Consider the following 23,152-nt stretch of genomic DNA (forward strand, 5'->3'; position numbering starts at 1 on the left):
CCCGCGGCGGTACGCGGAGAGGCCGGCAAATCTTGTCCCTCTCGCCTACCCCAGAGCACCTGGGATGCAGCGAAAGAGGAACTTTCTTTCTAGATTCTCTCCCTTCGCCACTGCACTGTCCTCCTCTGTATCCGATCGTTCGAACCGACAGCAAAACAATGAGCAGCGCGACAAAGGCTGTTGCGGCCAGTTCCGTGATGTTACCACCAGTTACTGCGCAAAGGCGACTTGAAGCGAATGCCGGTATAGGTGGTTGCGTGTCCCCGATTTGAACCTACCGTTCGGCAAAGTTCTGAGGTTTAGGCGGACGATCGGAGTAAATATCGCAGATTTGCGTCGTGTGGGGAAAGGCGGTAGCGGTCTCCCGCTACCAAATGCTCCCGTTCCTATTTTGCTCCGACCCTCAACGCGGCCCATATTTGTTGCGGAGATAGTCCGAGGCTTGTTGTCGCTCGGCGAGCGAGAGTTCGCGTCCGTAGATCAGCATCGCGAAGATATCGCCGTTGAAGGACCAGTCCGGCACGTCCGGGCCGCCGGCCCCGAAAAACGGTGTGCCGCCGATCAGCAGCTGGCCGCTGGCGGTCAGCGGTCCGGGATATGGGCGGCTGTTGAAGGCTGAATGTGTAGAAGCCGCTCCGAGGCTTGCCACATCCATGCCGCCACGCGGACCGGATTGCGCGACGATCAAGAGGGCTCTTCGGCTGGAATCGTCGCAAAGGAATCGACGTCGAAGTCGTAATGGCTGTGACGGATCACGCTGTCGAACAGCCAGCCCAGGTGGAGAACCGTGCCCCCGGTGCATCCCGTGCCGCCGAACGCAGCCTGGCATCCGGTGCCGGAGGTCATCAGGAAGTAATTGTTGAGCCGCGGGCCCGGGCGCCGCACCACCACGGCCAGGATCGAATAGGGAATCCCTGTGAGACTGAGGGGTGGCACGCCGGCCCGAAAATCGCGGGCCCAATAGGCGCACCTGCCGCTGTCGGCCGCACAGCGCACGCCGGCGTGTGAGCGGGGACCGGTTGGGGTCGTGAACGTCATGGTCACCGGGCTGCCCTCGAAGCCAAGCTGCGCCAGCGCCGCGCGATCGCCGCCCCGCATATCGTTCCAGCGAGCGACGCGGCCGGCCCCATCGAGCGCCAGTGAACCATCGCCCTCGAGCCACAGCAGTAGCCCACCGGAAGGCGGAGCACCCGCGTTTGCCGCGGGGGCGGGCTGGCGAAACGGGAAAGTGATGAGGTGCGGCAAGGCGCATCCGGCGAGCGCGACCAGCGCTGCCGCGGCGGCAAGCCATGACGCCACTGTCGTTCGACCGCAACGATGATCGCCAGCGCTCATGGTCAACCCCTGGATTCAAATGCAATGTTAGCGTGTGTTGCCGAGTTTGGGTCTTCAGATGCGCGGTGTAGGCGAAGGCCCGTGATTTTGCCGTGATCTGAAGCACACAGTGGAAAATGGTGCCGCTTCCGCTCGGTAGCGAGCAAAAGTCATGGAAAAGCAAGTCAGGCGAAATAGATCGTGAGTTTCTTCGAGCGTCTCAAGACAGAAGCATCCGCTGAGTGGCGGGCCTACACCGAGCATCCCTTCACAGACGGATTGGCAGACGGTTCGCTCGCCGAAGCGGCGTTTCGTCACTACCTCGCTCAGGACTACCTGTTCCTCATCGAGTTTGCGCGCGCCTACGCGCTCTCGGTCTACAAGTCGCCCAGGCTTGCCGACATGTGTGAAGCTGCGGCCGGCCTCTCGGCCATCCTTGATGTCGAGATGAGCCTTCATGTGAAGCTCTGTGCCGGTTGGGGTCTATCTCCGAGCGACCTTGAACAAACCCCTCCGGCGGTCGAGATGCTGGCCTACACACGCTACGTGCTCGACGCTGGAATGCGCGGCGATCTGCTGGCGCTCAAGGTGGCGCTTGCCCCCTGCGTGATCGGGTACGCGGAGATCGCAACGCGGCTCGCCTCGCGACCCGATGCGGACGCTGCGACGAATCCCTATCGCGCTTGGATCGCCGAGTCCGCCGGCGTGCCATACCAGGAGGTCGCGGCGAAAGCGCGGGCGCACCTGGAGCATCTCGCCGATCTCTACGCCACGCCGGCCCGCGAGGCAGAGCTGATCGCGATCTTCAAGGAAGCCACCCGACTCGAGGCAGACTTCTGGGAGATGGGCTGGCGCGCGGGCCAGCATGTTGAATAGCCCTCGGCAATCGTCAGGCTCGCGATCCCAATTGAGGTTTCTTGGGTTGTCAGGGGACGTCCTTCCATGTTCCCACTCGATTCGAGGACTGAATGGTCTCGACGAGCGTTTGGATGCGCAAGCCGGCACGGAAGTTGAATGGCTCAGGCTGACGTCCAGCGATAGCGTCAAGGTAGCCAGCAGCTTCGATCGCTTTCAGGTCATTGAAGCCAAGCTGGTGGCCCGGCGCGACGCAGAATAAGCCGTATGGCCGATGGTCCGGGCTGGCTTCGATCCGGCGGAATCCTTGACGGCCACGGCGGTCATCGGTCGAGAAGAAATGCAACTCGTTGAATCGTTCCTGGCTGAAGGCGAGGGCGCCTTTGGTTCCATAGACCTCGAAGTCGTGTTGCATCTTCCGCCCGGTTGCAATCCAATTCCCCTCGATCGAACCGGAGGCACCGTTTGCGAAACGGAGGAAGGCTCGCCCCACATCGTCGACTTCGACGCGCCTCCGGCCGCCTTTGCCGTCGGGTCGTTCCTTGATCATCGTGACGCAATCTCCCATGACCCGGGCGATCGGTCCAGCGGCCGGACCCATTAAGAACTCGGCCGTTGCCAATGCGTGGCTGCCGATGTCGGCCAGCGCGCCGCCACCAGCCGGATCATGCCGAAAGGTGAACGGCCCAGCGCTGTCCGCCATGTAATCTTCGGCGTGGACTCCGCGGTAGCCGCGTAACTCGCCGAGTTCACCGGCAGCGATCATGTCGCGCGCGAGCTGCAGCATCGGGTTACAAAGGTAGTTGAAACCGACTTGTGTCTTTACACCGGCCGCTTCAGCGGCTTCGGCCATTTCGCGGGCATCTGTCGCAAGCGACGCCAGTGGCTTTTCGCAGTAGACATGTTTGCCGCCGGCAATCGCAGCCAGGGCCATGTCCTTGTGGAGCGCGTTGGGCGTGGTGATGTTCACGACCTCGATGGCTGGGTCCACCACGAGTGAGCGCCAGTCCGAGGTGGCGTGCGCGAAGCCCAGGGCCGAGGCTGCTTTCGCGGCGGCCTCATCGCTGATGTCCGCGATCGTATGCAGTTCCAACTCGAAAGGTAGGTCGAAGACGCGCGCGGCGATGGAGTAAGCGAAGGCGTGCGCCTTACCCATGAATCCGCTACCGATGAGACCGATGCGAAGCTTCGGTTTGGTCATGTCGGAAATCCCTGTTCACGATGAGGTCGGAGTTGAGGCGACCAGTGAAAAAGTCGAGCGCGTTTTGAATGGAAGAGACCGCCATCCGCTCCGCCAACGCTGTGGACAGCGCTGCTTCGATGATCCCCTGGTTCCATCCAGGGGACGCGCGCCATGGGAACGACGCCGGAAGCGCGCATTGCCTGCAACATCGGCAAAGCACTCGAATAATCGAGCGCTCCGTGTTGCACATCGATGGTGATTGAGTCGTACCCCTGCGCGGCCATGATCTCGGCGGAGAAGGGGTTTCCTATCGAACACCAGCCGTTGATCGTCGGCCGTCCTTGTGACCATAGCAGCTTGAGTTTGTTCGGTATCATCTCAGAACACCACCTGCGCCAGTTTCAGATCGAGAGAGTCGCGGATGTCGTTGACGTTGCCGTCGATAGCAATAATTGTTGCGAAAAAATGTGGTTGTCAATATTCAATGCACGAGGTTATGTTTCTCACAAATCGTCGAGGGAGGAGACTACATGACCGGCGCCACAATCCGACTCACCATGGCCCAGGCCGTGGTGCGATGGCTGACTCAGCAGTTCACCGAAATCGAAGGTGTTCGCTCGCCCCTGTTCGCCGGCGTGTTCGGTATCTTTGGTCATGGGAACGTGACCTGCCTGTCCGAGGCCCTGGAGGCGGTGCAGGATCGTCTGCCCACATGGCGCGGGCAGAACGAGCAGTCGATGGCGTTGGCTGCCGTTGGTTTTGCCAAGGCCAAGCTTCGGCGGCAAATCATGGTCGCGACGTCGTCCATTGGCCCCGGCGCTCTGAACATGGTGACGGCGGCGGGAACAGCTCACGCAAATCGCTTGCCGCTTCTTCTCATAGCTGGCGATACGTTCACCAACCGACTGCCGGATCCGGTTCTTCAGCAGGTCGAGCATTTTGGCGACCCGACCGTTACGGTGAACGACGCTTTCAAGGCGGTTACGCGCTACTGGGATCGGATCACCCATCCCGCGCAGATCATTTCTTCGCTTCCGCAGGCCGTGGCCGCGATGCTCGATCCGGCTGATTGTGGCCCGGCCTTTCTCGCTCTGCCTCAGGACACCCAGGAAGTGGCATTCGACTACCCCGAGGCCTTCTTCGAGTCTCGAACCTGGACCATTCCGCGTGCGCGTCCCGACCGTCAGAAACTCGCGGAAGCAGCCGCGCTGCTCAAGACCGCGAAGAAGCCGATCATCATCTCCGGCGGCGGCGTGCGCTACTCGCTGGCGGGAGATGTCGTCGCGGATTTCGCGGTTAGGCGTGGAATTCCTATTGTGGAGACCGTCGCCGGCAAGGGCGCCGTGACCCACTTTCACCCGGCCCATGCGGGCCCGATCGGCATTATCGGCTCAACCTCAGCGAACGCGCTCGCAGCCGAAGCCGACGTGATCCTTGCGATCGGAACGCGTCTTCAGGATTTCACGACGGGCTCATGGACCGCCTTCGGCCCGGACGCGCGCTTCATCTCGATCAACGCGGCAAGGTTCGATGCGGTGAAGCATCGTGCGCTGGCGGTGGTCGGCGACGCGCGGGAGACGGTTGCAGAGCTGGACGCGGAGCTCGGCGCGTGGCGCGTCGACCCCGCCCACATGACGCGTGCCCAGATGCTCTTTAGGGAATGGGACGCGCTGCTCGAGTCATTGCAGACCGCCAGCAATGCTCCGGCACCGACCTACGCCCAGATAGTCCAGGCAGTGAATGCGTCCGCCGGCGAGAAAGATACCTTGATTTCAGCCGCCGGCGGCCTCCCGGGCGAAGTGGCAAAGGGCTGGCGCGTCAAGGCGCCGAATACTTTTGATCTCGAGTTCGGCTTCTCTTGCATGGGCTACGAGATCGCCGCCGGTTGGGGCCATGCGATGGCCAATTCCGGGCCCGGCGGGCTTGGCGGCACGCCCATCGTGATGGTCGGCGACGGCACCTATTTGATGATGAACTCCGACATCTACTCGACGGTTCTGAGCGGTCACAAGATGATCGTTGTGGTCTGTGACAACGGCGGATTTGCGGTGATCAACCGGTTACAACAATTCAAGGGCGTGCCAGGCTTCAACAATCTGTTGACCGATTGTCGGGTTCAGAATCGCGACAATCCTCCTCACGTCGATTTTGCCAAGCACGCCGAGTCGATGGGGGCGGCCGCACGGCGCTGCGAGAGCCTCGCCGACCTTGTTGCAGCGCTCGAATGGGCCAAAGGCAACGATCGCACCACGGTGCTTTCGATCGCCTCGGACGCCTATTCGTGGGTTCCTGGCGACGCCGATTGGGACGTCGGCGTGCCCGAAATATCGTCGCGCGAGACGGTTCGAGATGCGCGCAAGCAGCAAGAAGCCATCCGCGCGAAGCAGCGCATCGGAGTGTGATGAGCCATGAAAGCGAAACTTGGAATTGCCCCCATTGCCTGGTGGAACGACGATCTTGCCGAGCTGTCTGATGACGTGAGTCTGGAGGAGTGCTTACGCCAAGCGAGTGTCGCAGGTTTTACGGGAATGGAAACCGGTCGGCGCTTCCCCATGAACATGGACGAACTCGGGCCAATACTCGCCCGATTTGGCATTTCCGTGTGCGGCGGCTGGTTCTCCGGCCTTCTGCTCGACGGCGACATCGAACGGGAAAAAGACCGCATTCGTGCCCAGATGGACTTCTTCATTGCGGCGAAGGCGCCCTGCATCGTCTACGGCGAAACTGCTCGTTCGATCCAGGGGGTTCGCTCCGCGCCGCTCGATACCAAACCCAAGCTTTCTGAGGAGGAGGTCAGGGCATATGGACGCAAGATGACGGTTTTCGCAGAGTGGTGTGCGGGGCAGGGAATGCCGATCGCCTACCATCACCACATGGCTGCGGCAATCGAGACCGAGGCTGAACTCGACCTGCTTATGGCGAATTCGGGAGAGGCGTTACCGCTGTTGTTCGATGCCGGCCACATGGCTTTTGCCGGCGGCAACGTCTTGCGTGTCATCGACAAACATCATTCCCGCATCAGCCATGTGCATACCAAGGACGTCCGCAGCAGCGTCATCGAAAAGCTCGACCGGAACCGAGAGAGTTTCCTCGACGCGGTGGTGAAAGGGGCGTTTACCGTACCAGGCGACGGCTCGCTCGACTTTGTCGCGATCATCGCCCGCCTCGCGTCCTATGGCTATGAGGGGTGGTTCGTCGTCGAAGCGGAGCAGGATCCGAAGATCAGTCCGCCGTTGGAAATGGCCAGGAAGGGGCACGCGGAACTGATCCGCCTGATGGCGTCGGCCGGTTATGAGGTCGTGCCATGAACCGCACGGATCGGGTGTCGCCGCATTCCAGGAACCGCTCAGGTCTTACGCTGGATTGGCGGGTCAGTATTGGCACGAGGTTGGGGGTGGAGGTGAAATGAGCATCGGGATTGGAGTCATCGGAACAGGTGTGATGGGCGCCGAGCATGCTCGGATACTCCGACACGAGACACCTGGTGCTCATCTTGCGGGGATTTTCGATGCGGACGCGGCTCGGGCGCAGGCAGTTGCCTCTGGAGCAATCGTCTTTTCCGATCCTCAATCGTTAATTGCGTCGGATCAGATCGACGCGATCGTGATTGCATCTCCTGATTCAACGCATGCGGCGCTGACACGGGCCTGCATCGCGGCAGGCAAGCCGGTTCTCTGCGAAAAGCCTTTGGCGTCTTCAGCAGCTGATGCTCTGGACGTGGTCAAGGCGGAAGTCGGTTTGGGTCGTAAGCTCATTCAGGTCGGATACATGCGCCGCTTTGACCCCGGCTATCGGGAGATCAAGCGCGTCAAGGACGCCGGTCATTTGGGTGGGTCCGTGCTATTGCACAACGTGCACCGCAACGTTCGCGCGCCGGATTGGTTCAACGGTCCGATGGCCATCACGAATTCGTTCGTTCACGAGATCGACGCTAGCCGTTGGCTCCTGGGATCGGAGATGGTTTCTGCGCACGTGGAGGCGGGGCCGGGCGGCGAACCCCTCATGATCACGATGAAAACCGACAAGGACGAGATTGTTTCGAGTGAGGTTTTCGTAAACGCCAGCTACGGCTATCACGTCCATGTCGAGCTGGTGGGGCGGCAGGGCACGATATCGCTGGCTCAGCCATCGCTAACGCTGTTGAACAGGGACCGAGCTGGTGGTCTTTCGTATCCGGACAATTGGGTGCCGAGGTTCGAAGAGGCATACCGCGGGCAGATGGCTGATTGGGTCCGCGCCGTGAAAGCCGGTGCCTCGGTCGGAGCGAGCGCATGGGATGGCTATGTGGCCTCCGCCATCGCGGAGCAAGTCGCGGAGGCACTCGCCGGAAGTGGGGTGGCAACCCTGAAATATGGACCGCGTCCTCCGTTGTATGACTGACCAATAGCAAGCGAACGCCGCTGCAGGCGAGACCCGGGAGAGGATACTATGATCAAGTATGCAGTCGTCGGAGCGGGCTGGATCTCGCAACAAGCCTTTCTTCCAGGGGTGGCGCAATCCGCAAACTCAAAGGTCAGCGCGATCGTGACGGGCGATCGGGATAAGGCCGCCCGGTTGGCGGACTTCTATGGTGTTGGCCGAATCGTCGACTATGACGGATATGATGCCCTTCTAGGTAGCTCTGACGTCGATGCGGTATATATTGCTCTGCCCAACAACTTGCACGCAGACTATGCAATACGCGCGGCTCGAGCCGGCAAGCACGTCCTGGTCGAGAAGCCGCTTGCGACAAGCGAGCAGGATGCTCTCGCCATGATCACCGCTGCGCGTGAAGCCGGTGTGTTTCTGATGACGGCGTACAGGCTCCACAACGAACCCGGAACCGTCGCGGTCCTCGAGCACATACGCAGCGGTGCGATCGGCCAACCGCTGTTCTTTCAATCGGTGTTCAGCTTCCAGGCCGCGGCAGGCAACCACAGACTGAAAGCTGCCAGTTGGGGTGGGCCGCTCCAGGATGTCGGCGTCTATTGCGTCAATGCGGCTCGTCACATCTTTGCTGAAGAGCCGATCGAGGCAATGGCGATGGTGAACCGACCGAGCGATGACCCGCGCTTTCGCGAAGTGGAAGCGTCTGTCGCAGCCTTGCTGCGTTTTCCTTCAGGCGGTTTAGCGCAATTCGTCGCCAGCTTCGGAGCCGCTGCCGTCGACACTTATCGGGTCGTCGGAACGTCGGGCGATCTCGAACTCGACCCCGGCTTCAGGTTCGAGACTGCAACAAAACTAACCCTGCGTCGCGACGGCGATGTCCGAGAAACCAACTTTCCGCAGATCGACCACTTTGGTGCGCAGGTAGAATACTTTTCAGACTGCATCGCGACTGGAACGCCGCCCGAGGCTGATGGCGAGGAGGGCTTGGCGGACTTGCGCGCACTGGTCGCAATTGAAAAGGCCGCTCTGACTGGACAGCCACAATCCATTGCATCTCCTCCACGTGGCCGCCATCCAACGCCCGACATGGTGCGAATGATCTCTGCAACCAATCGACGACTTGTTTTATGAGGCGCTGCGTGGCTTGCCGGATGACGAAAGTCGAGAACGTGACGAGCCACCGCAAGCCAGCTCGAGTTGTTCTATTGACTAGTAACTGTTGGAATCCGCGGATTGATGTCGTTCTTCTGTAGTCTTGCTGCCAGCGCCACCGTCAAGGCCTGAGCAAGGCACATCGGAGCGGCAAGGGAACGCGAGAATGTGTACTCGTGCTCCGGGACTGCGAACAGAACGCGGGCGCTCTTTGCCAGCGGAGACAAGGTGCTGTCGGATATCGCGATGATGGGAATCCCGTTGCGCCCGGCTTCGTCCACGACATTTACAACCTCGTTTGCGTAGAACCGGAACGATACCGCCAGGAGCACGTCTTTCTTGCGGATCGTGCGCGCGATGTGTGTCGCAAGTCCGCCGCCTGCGTCGAGCAAAACGCAACGTTTGCCCAGCATGGTCAATATGTAACGGAGGAATTCGACGACGGGCGCCGAACGCAATTGCCCAATCAGAAAAACGGAATCGGCCTTCTCAAGGAGGGTCACCGCCTCCGAGAGAGCCTTAGCCGGAATGTCCGCGAGCATGTCCTGAAGGGAGGCAATGTCACGGACCACGAGGTCGCGCAGGAAACCAACTTCGCTGCGATCGGCGCGAGCACCCAACTCGATGTCCAGAGCTTTGATGCGTGCCTCGAAACCCGGGGCGGCGGTTGACAAGCGCCGTTGAAATAAGGCCTGGAGCTCCTTGAAACCTTCATAGCCAAGCGACTGGGCAAAGCGCACGAAGCTTGAGGCATGGATGCCGCAGCGATCGGCGATAGCGTTTACCGATAGGACCGCGACATCATTCGGGTTCTGGGTCAGATAGACGGCAATCTTTTGATAAGACTTGCTCATGTCATCATGGCGATCGTGGATGACACGGATCAATTCCTCATAGTCTTCCGGTGTCTTCACGCCCTGCATTTAATATGCTCTCACTATTGGTTTCATCGTGAATGCCAACAACTTCGTTCTCGTTCGGACGGCATCCTCCCAGGTCGACAGTGCCGGGGCATCTGCGTAAGTCAGGTATCCAGCAGAACGGCCTGATCGCTGAGACCCAAGGAATTCACGCGCCCTCGCATCAACATTCTGGTGGCGCAGAATCATTGGCGGCGCCAAAGAACAATTATTGACATATTTGCATATTTGCAATAACTCTTGCAACAAAATCGAACGTTTGTTGGCGGGAGGAACGGTGGCGATCAAATTTGCGTTGCTCGGATGCGGGCGCATCGGCGTCATGCATGCTCGGAATCTAGCGCAGGCGGACGGCGCGCGCCTGGAGACGGTATTCGACCCAAACGGCGCTGCTGCCGAGGAGGTTGCCAGAGCAAATGGCTGCACGGTCGCGACAAGTGCGGAAGATGCGATTGGCAAGGCCGACGCGGTTCTGATCGCGACGTCGACTGCCACGCATGCCGATCTGATAGAGCTCGCTGCAAAGGCCGGCAAGGCGATTTTGTGCGAGAAGCCGATTGATCTCAGTCTCGATCGGGTACGAGCATGTCGCAAGGCCATTGAAGGTTGCAAGGTACCAATTCAGATTGGCTTCAATCGCCGCTTCGACCCCGGGCACCGCGCCGCGCGCGACGCCTGTGCAGCCGGCAAGATCGGGAAACTTGAGCAAGTCGTCATCACGTCACGCGATCCAGGGATGCCACCGCGAGGTTACACTGCAGTCTCGGGCGGTATCTTCCGTGACATGACGATTCACGATTTTGATGTGGCGCGTTTTATGTTGAACGATGAGCCGACTGAGGTCTTTGCGACCGGCAGCGCGCTCGTTGATCCCACCATCGGATCCGATTTCGGCGACTTCGATTCGATCATGGTGATTATGCGCAGTGCGGATGGAAAGCTGTGCCATATCAACAACTCTCGACGTGCAACCTTCGGCTACGATCAGCGGATCGAGCTGTTTGGCAGCGAGGGGATGATCATCTCTGACAACAAGAAGGCGCACGAGCTGAAGTTTTACGGATCGACCATGTCTGATGCGGCCGAGCCCTACCTCAACTTCTTTATCGAGCGCTACGCAGAGGCTTATCGAGCAGAGATCGCGGCATTTATTGCGGCTGTTCGCGATGGTCGGCCGACCCAAGCGACTTTCGACGACGGTTACCGCGCGCTTGTGCTCGCCGAGGCTGCCGTCGAATCTGCCAGGACCGGCAAGAAGGTTGAGGTCCGCGATATCGGATGACTTTGAATGAGACCTGCTTGCTTGCGGGTGCCGAGCAGTAGGGAGCTCCTGCCAACCGTTGGGGAACTTGAATGACGTCGATGCGCGGAAAGGTCGCGATCGTGACGGGCGGTACGCAAGGGCTCGGCGCCGCTATCGCAAAACTGTTCGCCGAGCGTGGTGCCAAAGGCATCGTAACGTGTGGTCGCGACGAGGCGAAGGGCCGGGCGAAGGCCGACGCGATCGCCGCGGCAACAGGTGCAGCAGTCGAATTTGTGCGCGCTGACCTCGCAAAGATCGAGGATTGCGCCAGAGTCGTGGCCGCGGCGGACAGGGCCTTCGGGCGCGTCGACGCCCTGGTAAACGCCGCGGGTGACACGAGCCGCGGCACGATTATCGATACGCCCCCCGAATTGTTCGACAAGATTTTCGCTATCAACACGCGCGCGCCCTTCTTCCTCATGCAGGACGCGATCAAACTCATGCGCCGCGACAGGGTGGAGGGCACGATCGTCAACATCTCCTCGATGTCGGCGATGGGGGGCCAATCCTTCATAGCTGCATATTGTGCATCGAAAGGGGCCCTTGACACTCTGACGAGAAATACGGCCCACGCGCTGCTACGCAATCGTATCCGCGTGAATGGTCTCAATATTGGATGGATGGCCTCGGAAGGCGAATTCAACACGCAGCAGGTCTTTCACGGCCGGACTGCGAACTGGCTCGAGGAAGCCGCCGCGCGACAACCCTTTGGTCGTTTGCTCGATCCCATCGAGGTGGCGCGCGCCGTCGCGTTCTTGTCCTGTGATGAGTCAGGCATGATGACGGGAGCCACTATTAACTTCGACCAAAGTATCTGGGGCGCGTACGATACGTCGCCGCAGCCTGAAATGCCGCTCTGATAAATTCGGGAGCCAGAGGCTTTTTCTATAACGTGCGGGCGCGGTCGTGGCATCGCGCCAGGCAAGCGCTATGTGGTCTCCAGCACTTCTGATTTCCATACGTTCCGCCCAAGCCGCAACGAGTGTTCATGCAAGGTGCATGAAATAGACGTTGCGAGATTGTGAGTTGTGCAATATTAATTGCGCGGATCGATGAGGTAAGGCGGCCGGACAGAGCTGCCACCGTACGATGGAGGGAACGCGTGGCGTTGCTTGATGTGCGGAGCATCTCGAAGAGCTTTGGTGCCATTCGGGCACTGCATGACGTCAGCTTCTCGATCGATGCGGGGGAGGTGGTCGGGTTGATGGGCGACAACGGCGCCGGCAAATCGACCATGGTAAAACTGATTGCCGGAAACTTTCCGCCCACCGAAGGGGCCGTTGTTGTTGATGGCAAGGCATGCCATTTCCACAGGCCGATCGAGGCCCGGGCCGAGGGGATCGAAGTTGTCTATCAAGAGCTTGCGCTTGCCGACAATCTGACCGCAGCGGAGAACGTCTTCCTCGGACGCGAGATCAAGAAGGGGGTCTGGCCGTTCCGCATCCTCGACAAACAGGCGATGATCAGGCGCGCCGGCGAACTCTTCGCGGAACTCAAATCGGAAACGCGTCCCCGCGACCTCGTAAAGAAGATGTCAGGGGGACAGCGTCAGGCCGTTGCGATCGCCCGGGCCCGGCTGTCCAATGCCAAGCTTGTCCTGATGGACGAGCCGACCGCGGCCATTTCTGTACGACAGGTCGCCGAAGTGCTCGAACTCATCCGCCGGCTGAAATCTCGGGGAGTATCGGTGATGCTGATCAGCCACCGCATGCCCGATGTGTTTACGGTCTGCGACCGCATCATTGTCCTTCGGCGCGGCTCGAAGGTTGCCGACAAGGAGACCGCTGCGACCTCACCAGAGCAGATCACCGGCCTGATTACGGGAGCGATCCGTGAAGCCTAGTGTCGCCAAAGCAATAGAAGAAACGCACGCCGCAATCAGTGACGTCGTCGGAGTTCGTGAGCAGACCACCCTCCAGCGCCTGATGACAAGTCAGGCATTCTGGGTGGCGGTCGCACTTTTGGCTCTGGTGGTCTTCATGACCTGGTTGGAACCGACCTTCGGCACGGCCGACAACGCGACGAACGTCACGCGCAACTTCGCTCCGCTTGCGATCATGAGCCTCGGCATGACTGTGGTCATCATCACGGGAGGTATCGATCTGTCCGTCGGCTCGGTGATGGGGCTCGTGGCCATCGTCACCGGGTTGCTGCTGACCTGGCACTATCCCTGGTACGTCGCCTTCGCGGCCGGGCTCTTGGCGGGATTGGCATGTGGAGCCTTCAATGGCTTCTTCGTTGCCTATATTGGTATGCCGTCCTTCGTCGTAACGCTTGGTATGCTGTCGATCGCGCGCTCGCTCGCCGTCGTGATCTCTGGGAATCAGATGCTCTACCAGTTTGGCCCAGACGCGCCGATCGTCAGGGCAATCGGCCAGGCGAAATGGCCGCTGCATGCGCCAGCCGGCTGGGCACCGCGCTGGATACCGGAGTTCTCCTCCCATTTTTGGGTCATGGTGATCCTTGCCCTCATCGTCGGTGCCATCTTCATCTTTACAGCGTGGGCGCGTCACCTCTATGCGATTGGCTCCAACGAGAACGCTGCGCGCCTGACCGGCGTGTCGGTCGACTGGATCAAGTTCCAAGCGTATGTGTTTTCGTCTTTCACCGCCTCCGTCGCTTCGCTGCTGCTCCTCGGCTACAGCGGCTCAGCCATCAACGCGATGGGCACCGGCTACGAGCTTCGCGTTATCGCCGGCACCGTCATTGGCGGTGCCAACCTGATGGGCGGTTACGGAACCGCATTCGGGGCCGTGATAGGCTCTGCCTTTCTCGAAGTGATCCGCAACGCGCTTCTGATGGCCGGCATCGACTCGAACTGGCAGGGCGCATTCGTCGGCATGTTCATTGTTATTGCCGTGCTTCTCGGCATGCAGACGAGCGGAACGTCGCTTGTTGCTACGGTCCGCGAGTGGGTTGCCTGGAAGCGGGGCTAGAAATCCGATCACAACAGGGTCGGAGGTTGGCGTCAACAAACATGGAGGAGACACGTGAACAAGCATCTACTGATGGCCGCCGTCGCGTTTTCGGCGCTGATGGGAGGACAGGCCTACGCGCAGCAGAAGTTCACTTTTGCGCTCGTTCCCAAGAACATGAATAACCCGTTCTTCGACCAGGCGCGCGACGGCTGCAAGAAGGCGGAAGCTGAGTCCAAGGGGGCATTCCAATGTATGTATATCGGCCCCGGCGAACACGGTGGTGGCGAGGAGCAGGTCCAGATCGTGCAGGACCTCGTCGCAAAGAAGGTGGACGGCATTGCCGTGTCACCGTCTAATGCGGCTGCGATGGCGGTTGCGTTGCAGGCCGCCAAAAGTGCTGGCATTCCCGTTCTGACCTGGGACTCGGACTTGCTGCCCGAGAACAAGGACCTGCGTCTCGCCTATATCGGCACGCATAACTACGAGATTGGCGTCAACATTGCCAAGATTGTGCAGACCATCAAGCCGAAGGGCGGCGCGATCTGCATTCAGTCCGGCGGCGCAGCAGCAGCCAATCATAACGAGCGCATGAAGGGTATCCGTGACACGTTGGCGGGCAAGGAGTCTGCCCAATCGCCGGGCGAACGGTTGACCGGACAGAATGGCTGGAAGGAAATCGACGGCTGCCCGCTCTACACGAACGACGATTTCCCTCTGTCAGTGCAGCAATTCCAGGACACCATGGCAAAGAACCCGAGCCTGGACGCGTTCACGCCGACGGGCGGTTTCCCGCAATTCGTGCCGGACGCTAACCGTGCTGCGGTCGCGCCCTACAAAGACAAGATCGCCAAGAAGGATCTTGCGCTGGTGGTTGCCGACACGCTGCCGGTTCAGATCGACCAGATGAAGGAAGGATTTTCGCTCGGTCAAGTGGGCCAGCGTCCGTTCGAAATGGGCTACAAGACCATGTTCGCTTTGAAGGACGTCAAGGAAGGCAAAGCTCCGCCTAAAGATCCGACCTATACGGGCCTTGACGTTTGCACAACCAAGAACGTCGATACCTGCATTGCGAAGTAACCGATGCTGCGAGGGCAGCGGGCGAGGTCTAGCCCGCTGACCCCTCATCGACACAACGGTCAATCTTGGAGCGCTAGGCCTTTTGTGCAGACAGCGGAAGCCGTGCTCAAGCGTGGTCATCGGGCGCTGAAGCTGGAGGTCGGCTTCGGCGTCCTCTTGGCTTTGAGAGGGTGGAGCGACGAAGCAAAGCTCGGGCGAAATGCGCCGCGAGAGCGGAAGGGCGTGTCCGCGGTTTGACGGGTCGATGCTCCGCGCCGCTTGCGGACCGTCGTAACAGGAAGCGAGTGGCTGGTCGGACGTGGTCCAGTTTCGCAAGCCATCCGTCGTGCGACATCCGCAGAGGAGCAGCTGAAGGGCAGGAAAGGAGCGGACATGGCTCCACGCCGTCAGCGCGCCACGAGAGGCACATAATGTTGCGATGCGGCGCGCCTGGAGAACCGCGTTGGCAGCGGCCGCCAGAGGCGACGCGATGCTGTTTGAACTCCAACCCAAAAAGAATGTTGATGTCGTCGACATCATGAGCCGGCGCTGCAGAGGAAGCTGTCAGAACCAGTAATTCTATTCATCGTTTCTGTGCGCAAGATGAGCTGGCCGAATAGACCCACAGACGACGACACTGCGCTCAAGTTCGAAGAGGCTTGAACATGGATCGTCCTATCGTTGTGAGCGGTGCTACGGGGCTGCAAGGCGGCGCGGTCGCCCGCAGGCTGCTGGCCGAAGGCCGGTCGGTCCGAATTCTGACACGTCATCCGAATTCCGAGCGCGCACGGGCCCTGTCAGCCCAGGGTGCTGCGGCGATCCAAGCCGACCTTCAAGACTTGGCATCGCTTCGGGAAGCTTGCCGCGGGGCCTGTGGCGTATTCAGCATCCAGGATTTTTGGGAGCATGGCTACGAGCGGGAGATACGGCAGGGTCTCAATCTGATCGAGGCCGCCCGTGATGAGAAGGTCGGGCACTTTGTCTATGCGTCGGTCGGCGGCGTCGGTCGCACGCGGGATCTCGGCATCACGCATTTCGACACCAAGGCGGTGATCGAGGCTGAGCTCAAGCGATCGGGACTCCAGTGGACGATCTATCGACCTGTGACCTTCTTGGAAAACTTCACCATGGAGGGACCACTGCAGAGGATGTTCAAGACTGGCGCCGTCAGTTTTCCGTTTCCCGGCGACCGCCCCTTCCAGCTCCTGGCTGTGGACGACGAAGCAGCTCTCGTGGCAGCGGCGTTCCAAGGGCCAGCAACGTTCGCCGGACTGGAGCTCGAGATCGCCAGCGACCAGCGACGTTTAGATGAACTTGCCGCAGCCATCGCGACGGCTTCAGGCATGAATCTGACCTTCCAGGAAGTTTCGATCGAGGCATTTTCGGCTTTCGTGGCCAGGACGACCGACGCCGGATTCACTGCAAGGACCAAGATCGGCCCGTCGCTCGTGCCTCAGCTGGCCTGGAATCGCGCATCGCCTACCGGCGGTTGGAACGCAGATTTGGCCAGGGTCCGGCTGCTGCATCCCAAGCTGCGCACCGTCGAGCAATGGGCAAGATCGATCGACTGGGCGGCGCTCGCTGCGCGCCACAGTCTTGTCCTTGAGAAGGAGCGGTCAGCGTGACGTTCGTGGTCAAGGAGATCTGGCGCTATCCCGTCAAATCAATGCAGGGCGAGCGGCTGGAGGCGTCTGTCATCACCGCGCAGGGCATTCCCTACGATCGCGGTTGGGCTGTTCGTGATGAAAAGACGCAAACGATCAGGGGTGCCAAGCATCTGCCCAAACTTCTGCTTTGCTCTGCCCGCTACCTCGAAGGTACCAGTGCTGGCGCAGTTCCCCATGTCGAGATTGCACTGCCAAGTGGGGATAAGGTACGGTCCGACGATCCAAAGGTGCACGCGGCGATTTCGCGAGCGATAGGTCGGGAAGTGACGCTATGGCCTCTGCTCGGTGCCGAGGAGACTGACCATTACCGGATCAAGGACGAGGCTTCGATAGATGTTGTCGCGGAGTGGCGACGCCTTTTCATGCTGGAGCCGGACGAGCCTCTTCCGGATTTCGATGGTTTCGGGCCCCAGCTCCTGAAAGAGCTTTCCGAATATGTGGCGCCGCGTGGCACCTACTTTGATGCATTTCCGATCAATGTGCTGACGGAAAGCTCCATGCGCTGGCTTCGGCAGCGCGCCCCGCAAGCTCATCTCGACGTCCGACGCTTCCGCCCCAATTTTCTGCTCTCGAACGACCAGGTCGAGGGCTTGGTCGAAGACAGCTGGATCGGAGACGAGCTCCGTATCGGCGCGGCCAGTATCAGGATCACTTCGCGAGCACCGCGATGCGTCATGACCTCCCATGCTCTGCCGGACCTCGATCGCGATCCGACCATTATCCGGACGATAGTTCGGGAATTCCGTAGCTGCTTCAGCATCTATGCCGAAGTGATTTCGCCGGGATTGGTTCGGATCGGGGATGAGGCGGTCGGGGCGGCTGGGGCACATCCCGGCGCGGGGGACATGGCCGCGGAGTAATTGGGATGGCCGCCGAAATTGTCGATCTTGCTGGCTTCGGCTATGAGAGGGGCATGAGCCAGACCCGCGGCGCGAATGGACATTCCGGAAATTCCGGATCCCGACTGGTGCTTGAGGTCCGTCACCTCAAGCTCATTCAGGCGATTGCACGGGAGGGTAGCGTGACCCGCGCTGCTCCGTCGCTCAATCTTTCGCAGAGCGCGCTGAGCCATCAGCTTCTCAACCTTGAACGTGACCTGGGCGCGAAACTGTTCGATCGTGTTGGTAAGCGCATGGTCCCGACCCATGCCGGGGCGGTGTTGCTTGAAACGGCTGCCGACGTGTTGGGCCGCCTGGCCGAGACCGAGCGCGCGGTAAAGCAACCGAACAAGGAGCGGTCTCCGTTGCGGGTAGCCGCCGGATGTTTCACTTACTATCAATGGCTTTCGGGTGCGCTCGCGCGCTTTGGTGTCGACCAGCCCGATATCGATGTGCAGATTGCGCTGGGTAGCACACAGCGCGAGTTGCAGGCTGTGCTTGATGACGAGATCGATCTGGCCGTGACGTCACGCGTCCAATTCGACGAGAGACTCGAGCGTCGATCGTTGTTTACGCTCGATGTCGTCGGCGTGATCGGGGCTTCGCACGCTCTGAATGCGGTGCGCACTGCGGTCCGTCCGGGAATCCGATGGGGCGATCTCAAGAACGAAACGATCTTGATCCACGAGCTTGGCGATTCCGATGTGGAGCGGTTGACGGCGGCACTGACGGGAGAACAACCGCCTCGGCTCTGGCGCGTGCAGTTAACGGAGGCGATGTTCGAACTTGCCCGGGCAGGGCATGGCATCGGAATCCTCACGCAATGGCCGCAAGCCGTACCGCCTCACGCGGACGTCGCCGTCGTGCCCCTGATACCCAAGCAGCAGCGCGAGTTCTGGGCAGTTTGGCGCCGCGGCAATCCACGTGCGTTGCCGTTGGAGGCGTTGGCGCGGCGACTAGGCGGCGATCTTTCGGCCCGCAAGCTTGCCGCCGCAAAATGATGATCTTTGTTCATCGTATCCATGGGAACGATGAGCTGGTCAGATAGCGGTGTTCTCAGTAGGCATAGATTGCCATGCAGAACACCAAAATCACTCTCTACTTCAGCAAGGACTCCTGCGCCATCGCTTCGATGGCTGCACTGGAAGAGGCCGAACTTCGCTTCGATGCGACGCCCGTCGGGATGTCCCCGGACGGAGCCGGCGACGATGCGTTCCGCCGATTGAATCCACGAAGACAAGTGCCGGTGTTGACCGTTGGTGAGCGAATTTTTCGCGAGAACGGCGCCATATTTCGATACCTGAACGACCTCCGCCCGCAAGCGGGGCTTCTTCCCATTGATTCGGACGAGCAGATACGTGCGTCAGAATGGATCGGATATTTGGGCGGCACCGTGCACCCGGCCTTCCGGTTGCTGTTCCGTCCGCAACGGTTTGTCGGTTTCGCCTCTGAAGCCCAGCAGGCCTTGCGGACCGAGACCCGCAGCCACGTGCAAAAGTTGCTCGACGAGCTCGATGCGGAACTAACCGGTGATTGGGTCCTTCGGCAGCGTTCCGCAATCGACTTCTATCTGTTCGTCTTTACTCGTTGGGCAGGTCTCATCAAAGCGCTCCTTCCGAATCGCCTTGCCGCGCACCGCGCGCGCGTCGTCGAGCTTCCCGCCATGGCGCGTGCGCTTGCCCGTGAGGAGGAGGCCTATGCCACTCCCCCGATTGCCCCGAGCCTATCATCGTAGCTATTAATCCACGAGAAGGATCATCCATGACCTCCAAAACTCCGTTTGTCCTCGTGCATGGTGCATGGCACGGCGGCTGGTGCTGGAATCGCGTTCGCCCGCTGCTCGAGCAGAAGGGACATCGCGTATTCACGCCGACGCTGACAGGTCTCGGCGAGCGCGCGCATCTGCGCGAGCCGGTGCCGAAGCTCGAAACCCATATCCTCGATGTGCTGGGCCTGCTTGAGTCCGAGGAGCTCAACAACGCGACGCTGGTCGGCCATTCCTGGGGCGGCATGGTGGTCACGGCCGTCGCCGATCGGGCCAAGCAACGCATCAAGCGGCTTGTCTATCTTGACGCCGCCGTCCCGGGCGATGGTGCCGACTTTGCCTCTCACATTCCCGGCATCGACAGCGAAAGCGCCGAGCGTAGGCGCGCCGCCTTCCGGCAGCTTTCACCCGATGGCATTTGGGTGCCGGTGATGGGGCCAGAGGTCGTAGGGGTGACGGTACCGGATGACGCAGACTGGTTCCGTCGTCGATCGACACCGCATCCGCTCGGTACCTGGCTCGAGCCGGTGCGATTCACTAACGGCGGGCACGGTGGAATAGGCAAGACCTATGTACTAGCAACCAAACCGCTGACCACCGTGATGGGTTACCCGGCGCACGGCGAGGTCGCCAAACGCGGAGGCGAATGGACCTATCGCGAGATTGCGACGGGTCATCAGATGATGGTGACGGAGCCGGCGCGGACGGCCGAGCTGCTGATCGAGGCTGCCGCGACCGCCTCGCTGGCATGATGGTTACGGCGAGAGCCGATCATGAATCCGGATCGCCGTCCTTGAGCCGGGAGTCATCGCGGCCTCGAGGGCGGCCCCGCAGCTTCGATTCAACCGCGACTTTCGTAAGGATTCGCCGTTGCTTCGCGCAACGAGGCTATTCCGGAACGTCGCTCGACGATCTTGCAAGCGCGACGGGACTGGCGCGACCGAGCCTTTACAGCGCCTTCGGCGACAAACGTGCCATGTTTCTTCGTGCCCTTGATACCGAATACGGGGAGCTCTGTGCGCGGTTCTCCTGCCTGGACGAAGGTGCTCCGTTAGTCTTGCGGGTAGCAGCATTCCTTGAAGCGGCGACGGCGGGCTACAGAGGCGGTCGTCCCGGGCAAGTGGTCGGTATCGCGTTTGGAGCGGCTCTTGCCGAGGCGGCAGCGAATCCTGAAGTGCGAGCACGGCTGGGGCAATTCAATGCGGCCATCGATGCTGCGGCCAGGGGCGCCTTGGGTCGGGATGCCCCGTCAGCTGCCGTCTGCCTACTGTCCGCGCTGGCTGTCTCACTATGCATCCGTTCAAGATCGGATCTACCGTCGTCATTGGGCGATCTCGATGTGGCGGCGCTGGCCTCCCTGCTCCTACCGCGCCGAGCGTGATCTCGTCTATCGGAAGCGCACCAAGATCATGATTCCGTACTTTGACGGCGAGCGCGCCATGTCGCCGAGCCCGAATACGCATCCTACTGACGTGAGCAACTCGGCCGCCAGCCTCAGCATTTTCTTGCGGCCGCGCCGATGAATTTCGCGGGTAAGCGCGGTCCTCACAATGCGAACACACAGGTGGCGGCAAGCCCAGCCGCCCACCTCGCATCAAACGCTAGATGGAAGGACAGGCTATGCTCCTAGAGAACAAGACAGCGATCATCTATGGCGCCGGCGGGGCCATCGGCGGCGCCGTGGCGCGGACCTTCGCCCGCGAGGGCGCCAAGGTCTTCCTCTCTGGCCGAACGCTCAGCAAGGTCGAACGCGTGGCGAGGGAGATCGTAGCGGCCGGCGGTACCGCCCAAGCCTTTCAGGTCGACGCCATGGAAGAACGGGCCGCGGAAAGCCACGTGGCCGGTGTCGTCGAGCAGACCGGGCGGCTGGACATGTCCTTCAACGCCATCACCGCAGTTCCGCAGCCTGGCACGCAGGGTATTCCTATTGCTCAGCTGTCGGTCGACAGCTTCACCGCGCCGATCACGACCTACATGCGATCACACTTCCTGACGGCGCGGGCGGCGGCACGGCGGATGGCCGAGCAAGGCTCCGGCGTGCTGCTGATGCATACCCCTGAACCGGCGCGGCTCGGAGCGGCCCTGGTCGGAGGGATGGGTCCCGCCTGGGCCGCGATGGAAGCCTTTAACCGCAACCTGTCCGCCGAATTCGGCCCCAAGGGTGTCCGCGCGATCTGCGTGCGCTCGAGCGGCTTGCCGGAGACGGAGACAATCGACGTCGTCTTCGGGCTGCATGCCAACGCGATGGGCATCCCCCGCGAGCAGTTCCAAGGCTTCATCGAGAGTCTGACGCACCGGAAGCGCTCGACCAAGGTCTCCGAAGTGGCGGAGATGGCTGCCTTCCTGGCGTCCGACCGCGGCAGCGGCATGACGGGAACCGTGGCCAACCTGACCGGCGGGCTGATCGTCGACTAACGGGCAGACGGCGCGAGGGCCGTCCTGGAGCGCCGCCTGACGTTCGAACCCATCCGGTTCGGGGCAAACGCCTTTCGAACGTCAGTTGCTCCGTACGACGAGAAATCGCGATTGACCGATGAATTCCTCGCCGTCCGTGGTCTCCACAACATGAGCGATGGTCGATCAGAACGGTCGCGGAAAGGAATCTTCCGTCATGGGTAAGCTGATGGTATCCAGTTTCGTCTCTCTCGACGGCGTCATCGAGACTCCGATGGCCTGGGGAGGGCGGTTCTTCGATGATGAGTGCAGAGAGTATGCTCTTCGGAAGCTCGACGACGTCGAGTACTTCCTGCTTGGCCGCAGGGCCTACGAGGCGTTTGTCCCGGCCTGGACTACCGTAACAGGGAATGCCTACATCGACCGGATCAACGAGCTGAAGAAGCTCGTGGCGTCGACGACGCTCAACGAGGTCAGGTGGAATGCGTCGCTCATCAAGGGCGACTTGGCCAAACAGCTCGCCACGCTGAAGAGTCAGGTCGGCGGTCACATCCTGAAATACGGCATCTCGCAGTTGGACAGGACGCTGTTGGATAACGGGCTCGTCGACGAATACGACCTCTGGATCATGCCGACCCGCGCCGGTCAGGGCAAACGGGCCTTCGCCGACGTCGACGCGGACCGGCTCAATCTGGAGCTCATCCGCATGCACGCGTTCCGAAATGGCGTCGTGGTCCTCAAGTACCGCCCCCACTAACGTTGCGACCAAACCATCAGCAACGCGGCTTGCTTGGCCGCATCCGGTCAACGGCACCAGTTGACGTGCCTGGACTCGAGAGGAAGACGCCATGAGCTACGAAAAGATATTCGAATACGACCTCGATATCACCGGCGTGACTGATTACGGCGCCGATATGGAGGCGATACTTACAGGGCGGGAGAGTGTGCCGCTGCAGGGCGCTCAATTCGACGTCTCGCTCGCGGGACCCGTCAAAGGGCGCGTAACGGGCGCCATGCGCGGCGTCGACTACCTGCGTGTACGTCCGGACGGCCGCCGCGAACTCGAACTCAGGGGCACCATCGAAACCGATGACGGGAGTCGGATCGCGTTCTCCGCCGAGGGCGCCGGGTCCCCGCGAGACGGCGAGCCGATCGTCGACCTGGCCGTGAAAATCGATCTCCTGACGGCCGCGGCCGCCTATTCGTGGGTCAATGCGAAACCGGCCTGGGGTTCGGGGTACCTGAATCTGGCCACCAACAAGATCCACGTTGACGTCTATCTGCACTGACGTGCGGCCTGCCGACCTGTTCAGCAAGGCGGCCCGGCCGATGAGTTTCCGGCGGTCCGCGGTCTCCACAACATCAACAGCTGTCGATCA

Annotated in this window: 23 protein-coding genes; 19 read left to right on the forward strand and 4 right to left on the reverse strand. The window is 60.8% G+C overall.

Annotation, left to right across the window (positions count from 1 at the left end):
- Positions 1 to 403 precede the first annotated feature (403 nt).
- On the reverse strand, positions 404 to 688 hold the full coding sequence (locus A3M7_RS0116990) for a hypothetical protein (protein WP_027544997.1): 285 nt from the start codon (positions 686 to 688) through the stop codon (positions 404 to 406).
- Positions 685 to 1,335, reverse strand: a complete 651-nt coding sequence (locus tag A3M7_RS0116995) for a hypothetical protein (protein WP_156936903.1) — start codon at positions 1,333 to 1,335, stop codon at positions 685 to 687. Before A3M7_RS0116995 ends, A3M7_RS0116990 begins: the two co-directional genes overlap by 4 nt.
- A 180-nt stretch (positions 1,336 to 1,515) precedes the next feature.
- Here A3M7_RS0116995 and A3M7_RS0117000 point away from each other — a divergent pair, with 180 nt between their 5' ends.
- Complete coding sequence (locus tag A3M7_RS0117000; RefSeq protein WP_027544999.1) at positions 1,516 to 2,190, forward strand: TenA family protein; 675 nt, start codon at positions 1,516 to 1,518, stop codon at positions 2,188 to 2,190.
- A gap of 49 nt (positions 2,191 to 2,239) precedes the next feature.
- On the opposite strand, the gene A3M7_RS0117005 is transcribed toward A3M7_RS0117000, so the two are convergent.
- The gene (locus A3M7_RS0117005; RefSeq protein WP_027545000.1) at positions 2,240 to 3,370 is read right to left on the reverse strand and encodes a Gfo/Idh/MocA family protein; all 1,131 of its coding nucleotides are present in this window, start codon (positions 3,368 to 3,370) and stop codon (positions 2,240 to 2,242) included.
- A gap of 512 nt (positions 3,371 to 3,882) precedes the next feature.
- Between A3M7_RS0117005 and iolD the strand changes: the two genes are divergently transcribed.
- The 4 genes from iolD (at position 3,883) to A3M7_RS0117030 (ending at position 8,851) form a co-directional block, all read left to right on the forward strand.
- A complete protein-coding gene (gene iolD, locus A3M7_RS0117015; protein ID WP_027545002.1) occupies positions 3,883 to 5,754 on the forward strand; it encodes a 3D-(3,5/4)-trihydroxycyclohexane-1,2-dione acylhydrolase (decyclizing) in 1,872 nt (623 codons plus the stop codon).
- A 6-nt stretch (positions 5,755 to 5,760) separates the two neighbouring features.
- Positions 5,761 to 6,660, forward strand: coding sequence for a myo-inosose-2 dehydratase (gene iolE / locus A3M7_RS0117020; RefSeq protein ID WP_027545003.1), 900 nt, complete (start codon positions 5,761 to 5,763; stop codon positions 6,658 to 6,660).
- Positions 6,661 to 6,757: 97 nt separating this feature from the next.
- A complete protein-coding gene (locus A3M7_RS0117025) occupies positions 6,758 to 7,732 on the forward strand; it encodes a Gfo/Idh/MocA family protein (protein WP_027545004.1) in 975 nt (324 codons plus the stop codon).
- Positions 7,733 to 7,780: 48 nt separating this feature from the next.
- Complete coding sequence (locus tag A3M7_RS0117030) at positions 7,781 to 8,851, forward strand: Gfo/Idh/MocA family protein (RefSeq protein ID WP_027545005.1); 1,071 nt, start codon at positions 7,781 to 7,783, stop codon at positions 8,849 to 8,851.
- Positions 8,852 to 8,922: 71 nt separating this feature from the next.
- On the opposite strand, the gene A3M7_RS44365 is transcribed toward A3M7_RS0117030, so the two are convergent.
- The gene (locus tag A3M7_RS44365) at positions 8,923 to 9,795 is read right to left on the reverse strand and encodes a MurR/RpiR family transcriptional regulator (RefSeq protein ID WP_049823481.1); all 873 of its coding nucleotides are present in this window, start codon (positions 9,793 to 9,795) and stop codon (positions 8,923 to 8,925) included.
- Between the two features lie 274 nt (positions 9,796 to 10,069).
- Here A3M7_RS44365 and iolG point away from each other — a divergent pair, with 274 nt between their 5' ends.
- From iolG to A3M7_RS46660, 14 genes are all read left to right on the forward strand, one after another.
- Positions 10,070 to 11,074: an inositol 2-dehydrogenase gene (gene iolG, locus A3M7_RS0117040; RefSeq protein ID WP_027545006.1), complete on the forward strand. Its 1,005-nt coding sequence runs from the start codon at positions 10,070 to 10,072 to the stop codon at positions 11,072 to 11,074.
- A gap of 71 nt (positions 11,075 to 11,145) precedes the next feature.
- Positions 11,146 to 11,955, forward strand: a complete 810-nt coding sequence (locus tag A3M7_RS0117045) for an SDR family oxidoreductase (RefSeq protein WP_027545007.1) — start codon at positions 11,146 to 11,148, stop codon at positions 11,953 to 11,955.
- A gap of 242 nt (positions 11,956 to 12,197) precedes the next feature.
- Entirely contained in the window at positions 12,198 to 12,938 is a 741-nt protein-coding gene (locus A3M7_RS0117050; RefSeq protein ID WP_027545008.1) for an ATP-binding cassette domain-containing protein, read from the forward strand.
- Positions 12,928 to 14,031: an ABC transporter permease gene (locus tag A3M7_RS0117055; RefSeq protein WP_027545009.1), complete on the forward strand. Its 1,104-nt coding sequence runs from the start codon at positions 12,928 to 12,930 to the stop codon at positions 14,029 to 14,031. Before A3M7_RS0117050 ends, A3M7_RS0117055 begins: the two co-directional genes overlap by 11 nt.
- A gap of 54 nt (positions 14,032 to 14,085) precedes the next feature.
- The gene (locus A3M7_RS0117060; RefSeq protein ID WP_027545010.1) at positions 14,086 to 15,090 is read left to right on the forward strand and encodes a substrate-binding domain-containing protein; all 1,005 of its coding nucleotides are present in this window, start codon (positions 14,086 to 14,088) and stop codon (positions 15,088 to 15,090) included.
- A 644-nt stretch (positions 15,091 to 15,734) separates the two neighbouring features.
- Positions 15,735 to 16,694 carry an NmrA/HSCARG family protein gene (locus A3M7_RS0117065; RefSeq protein ID WP_084302224.1) on the forward strand — a complete coding sequence of 320 codons (960 nt, stop codon included), beginning with the start codon at positions 15,735 to 15,737 and terminating at the stop codon, positions 16,692 to 16,694.
- Positions 16,691 to 17,596 carry an MOSC domain-containing protein gene (locus A3M7_RS44370; protein WP_049823482.1) on the forward strand — a complete coding sequence of 302 codons (906 nt, stop codon included), beginning with the start codon at positions 16,691 to 16,693 and terminating at the stop codon, positions 17,594 to 17,596. Before A3M7_RS0117065 ends, A3M7_RS44370 begins: the two co-directional genes overlap by 4 nt.
- Before the next feature lie 5 nt (positions 17,597 to 17,601).
- Positions 17,602 to 18,615 (forward strand): LysR family transcriptional regulator, encoded by a 1,014-nt coding sequence (locus A3M7_RS44375; protein ID WP_049823483.1) that lies wholly within the window; start codon positions 17,602 to 17,604, stop codon positions 18,613 to 18,615.
- Positions 18,616 to 18,689: 74 nt separating this feature from the next.
- Positions 18,690 to 19,349 carry a glutathione S-transferase family protein gene (locus A3M7_RS44380; protein ID WP_049823484.1) on the forward strand — a complete coding sequence of 220 codons (660 nt, stop codon included), beginning with the start codon at positions 18,690 to 18,692 and terminating at the stop codon, positions 19,347 to 19,349.
- Positions 19,350 to 19,375: 26 nt separating this feature from the next.
- Complete coding sequence (locus A3M7_RS44385) at positions 19,376 to 20,131, forward strand: alpha/beta fold hydrolase (RefSeq protein ID WP_049823485.1); 756 nt, start codon at positions 19,376 to 19,378, stop codon at positions 20,129 to 20,131.
- Entirely contained in the window at positions 20,131 to 20,760 is a 630-nt protein-coding gene (locus A3M7_RS51255) for a TetR/AcrR family transcriptional regulator (protein ID WP_371090194.1), read from the forward strand. Before A3M7_RS44385 ends, A3M7_RS51255 begins: the two co-directional genes overlap by 1 nt.
- Positions 20,761 to 20,984: 224 nt before the next feature.
- Positions 20,985 to 21,794, forward strand: coding sequence for an SDR family NAD(P)-dependent oxidoreductase (locus tag A3M7_RS0117095; RefSeq protein WP_049823486.1), 810 nt, complete (start codon positions 20,985 to 20,987; stop codon positions 21,792 to 21,794).
- A 196-nt stretch (positions 21,795 to 21,990) separates the two neighbouring features.
- On the forward strand, positions 21,991 to 22,530 hold the full coding sequence (locus tag A3M7_RS0117100) for a dihydrofolate reductase family protein (protein ID WP_027545014.1): 540 nt from the start codon (positions 21,991 to 21,993) through the stop codon (positions 22,528 to 22,530).
- Between the two features lie 91 nt (positions 22,531 to 22,621).
- Positions 22,622 to 23,062 (forward strand): DUF3237 family protein, encoded by a 441-nt coding sequence (locus A3M7_RS46660; RefSeq protein ID WP_049823487.1) that lies wholly within the window; start codon positions 22,622 to 22,624, stop codon positions 23,060 to 23,062.
- The last annotated feature ends 90 nt before the right edge of the window (positions 23,063 to 23,152 follow it).

The sequence above is a fragment of the Bradyrhizobium sp. WSM2254 genome (assembly GCF_000472645.1).
In the GTDB taxonomy this organism is placed as follows: domain Bacteria; phylum Pseudomonadota; class Alphaproteobacteria; order Rhizobiales; family Xanthobacteraceae; genus Bradyrhizobium; species Bradyrhizobium niftali.

Bases quoted from the DNA above. Each gene is read 5' to 3' on its own strand.
- A3M7_RS0116995 (WP_156936903.1), bottom strand. From the start codon at position 1,335: ATGAGCGCTGGCGATCATCGTTGCGGTCGAACGACAGTGGCGTCATGG.
- A3M7_RS0117005 (WP_027545000.1), bottom strand. From the start codon at position 3,370: ATGACCAAACCGAAGCTTCGCATCGGTCTCATCGGTAGCGGATTCATG.
- iolD (WP_027545002.1), top strand. From the start codon at position 3,883: ATGACCGGCGCCACAATCCGACTCACCATGGCCCAGGCCGTGGTGCGA.
- iolE (WP_027545003.1), top strand. From the start codon at position 5,761: ATGAAAGCGAAACTTGGAATTGCCCCCATTGCCTGGTGGAACGACGAT.
- A3M7_RS0117025 (WP_027545004.1), top strand. From the start codon at position 6,758: ATGAGCATCGGGATTGGAGTCATCGGAACAGGTGTGATGGGCGCCGAG.
- A3M7_RS0117030 (WP_027545005.1), top strand. From the start codon at position 7,781: ATGATCAAGTATGCAGTCGTCGGAGCGGGCTGGATCTCGCAACAAGCC.
- A3M7_RS44365 (WP_049823481.1), bottom strand. From the start codon at position 9,795: ATGCAGGGCGTGAAGACACCGGAAGACTATGAGGAATTGATCCGTGTC.
- A3M7_RS0117045 (WP_027545007.1), top strand. From the start codon at position 11,146: ATGACGTCGATGCGCGGAAAGGTCGCGATCGTGACGGGCGGTACGCAA.
- A3M7_RS0117065 (WP_084302224.1), top strand. From the start codon at position 15,735: ATGGATCGTCCTATCGTTGTGAGCGGTGCTACGGGGCTGCAAGGCGGC.
- A3M7_RS44375 (WP_049823483.1), top strand. From the start codon at position 17,602: ATGGCCGCCGAAATTGTCGATCTTGCTGGCTTCGGCTATGAGAGGGGC.
- A3M7_RS44380 (WP_049823484.1), top strand. From the start codon at position 18,690: ATGCAGAACACCAAAATCACTCTCTACTTCAGCAAGGACTCCTGCGCC.
- A3M7_RS44385 (WP_049823485.1), top strand. From the start codon at position 19,376: ATGACCTCCAAAACTCCGTTTGTCCTCGTGCATGGTGCATGGCACGGC.
- A3M7_RS51255 (WP_371090194.1), top strand. From the start codon at position 20,131: ATGGTTACGGCGAGAGCCGATCATGAATCCGGATCGCCGTCCTTGAGC.
- A3M7_RS0117095 (WP_049823486.1), top strand. From the start codon at position 20,985: ATGGAAGGACAGGCTATGCTCCTAGAGAACAAGACAGCGATCATCTAT.
- A3M7_RS0117100 (WP_027545014.1), top strand. From the start codon at position 21,991: ATGGGTAAGCTGATGGTATCCAGTTTCGTCTCTCTCGACGGCGTCATC.
- A3M7_RS46660 (WP_049823487.1), top strand. From the start codon at position 22,622: ATGAGCTACGAAAAGATATTCGAATACGACCTCGATATCACCGGCGTG.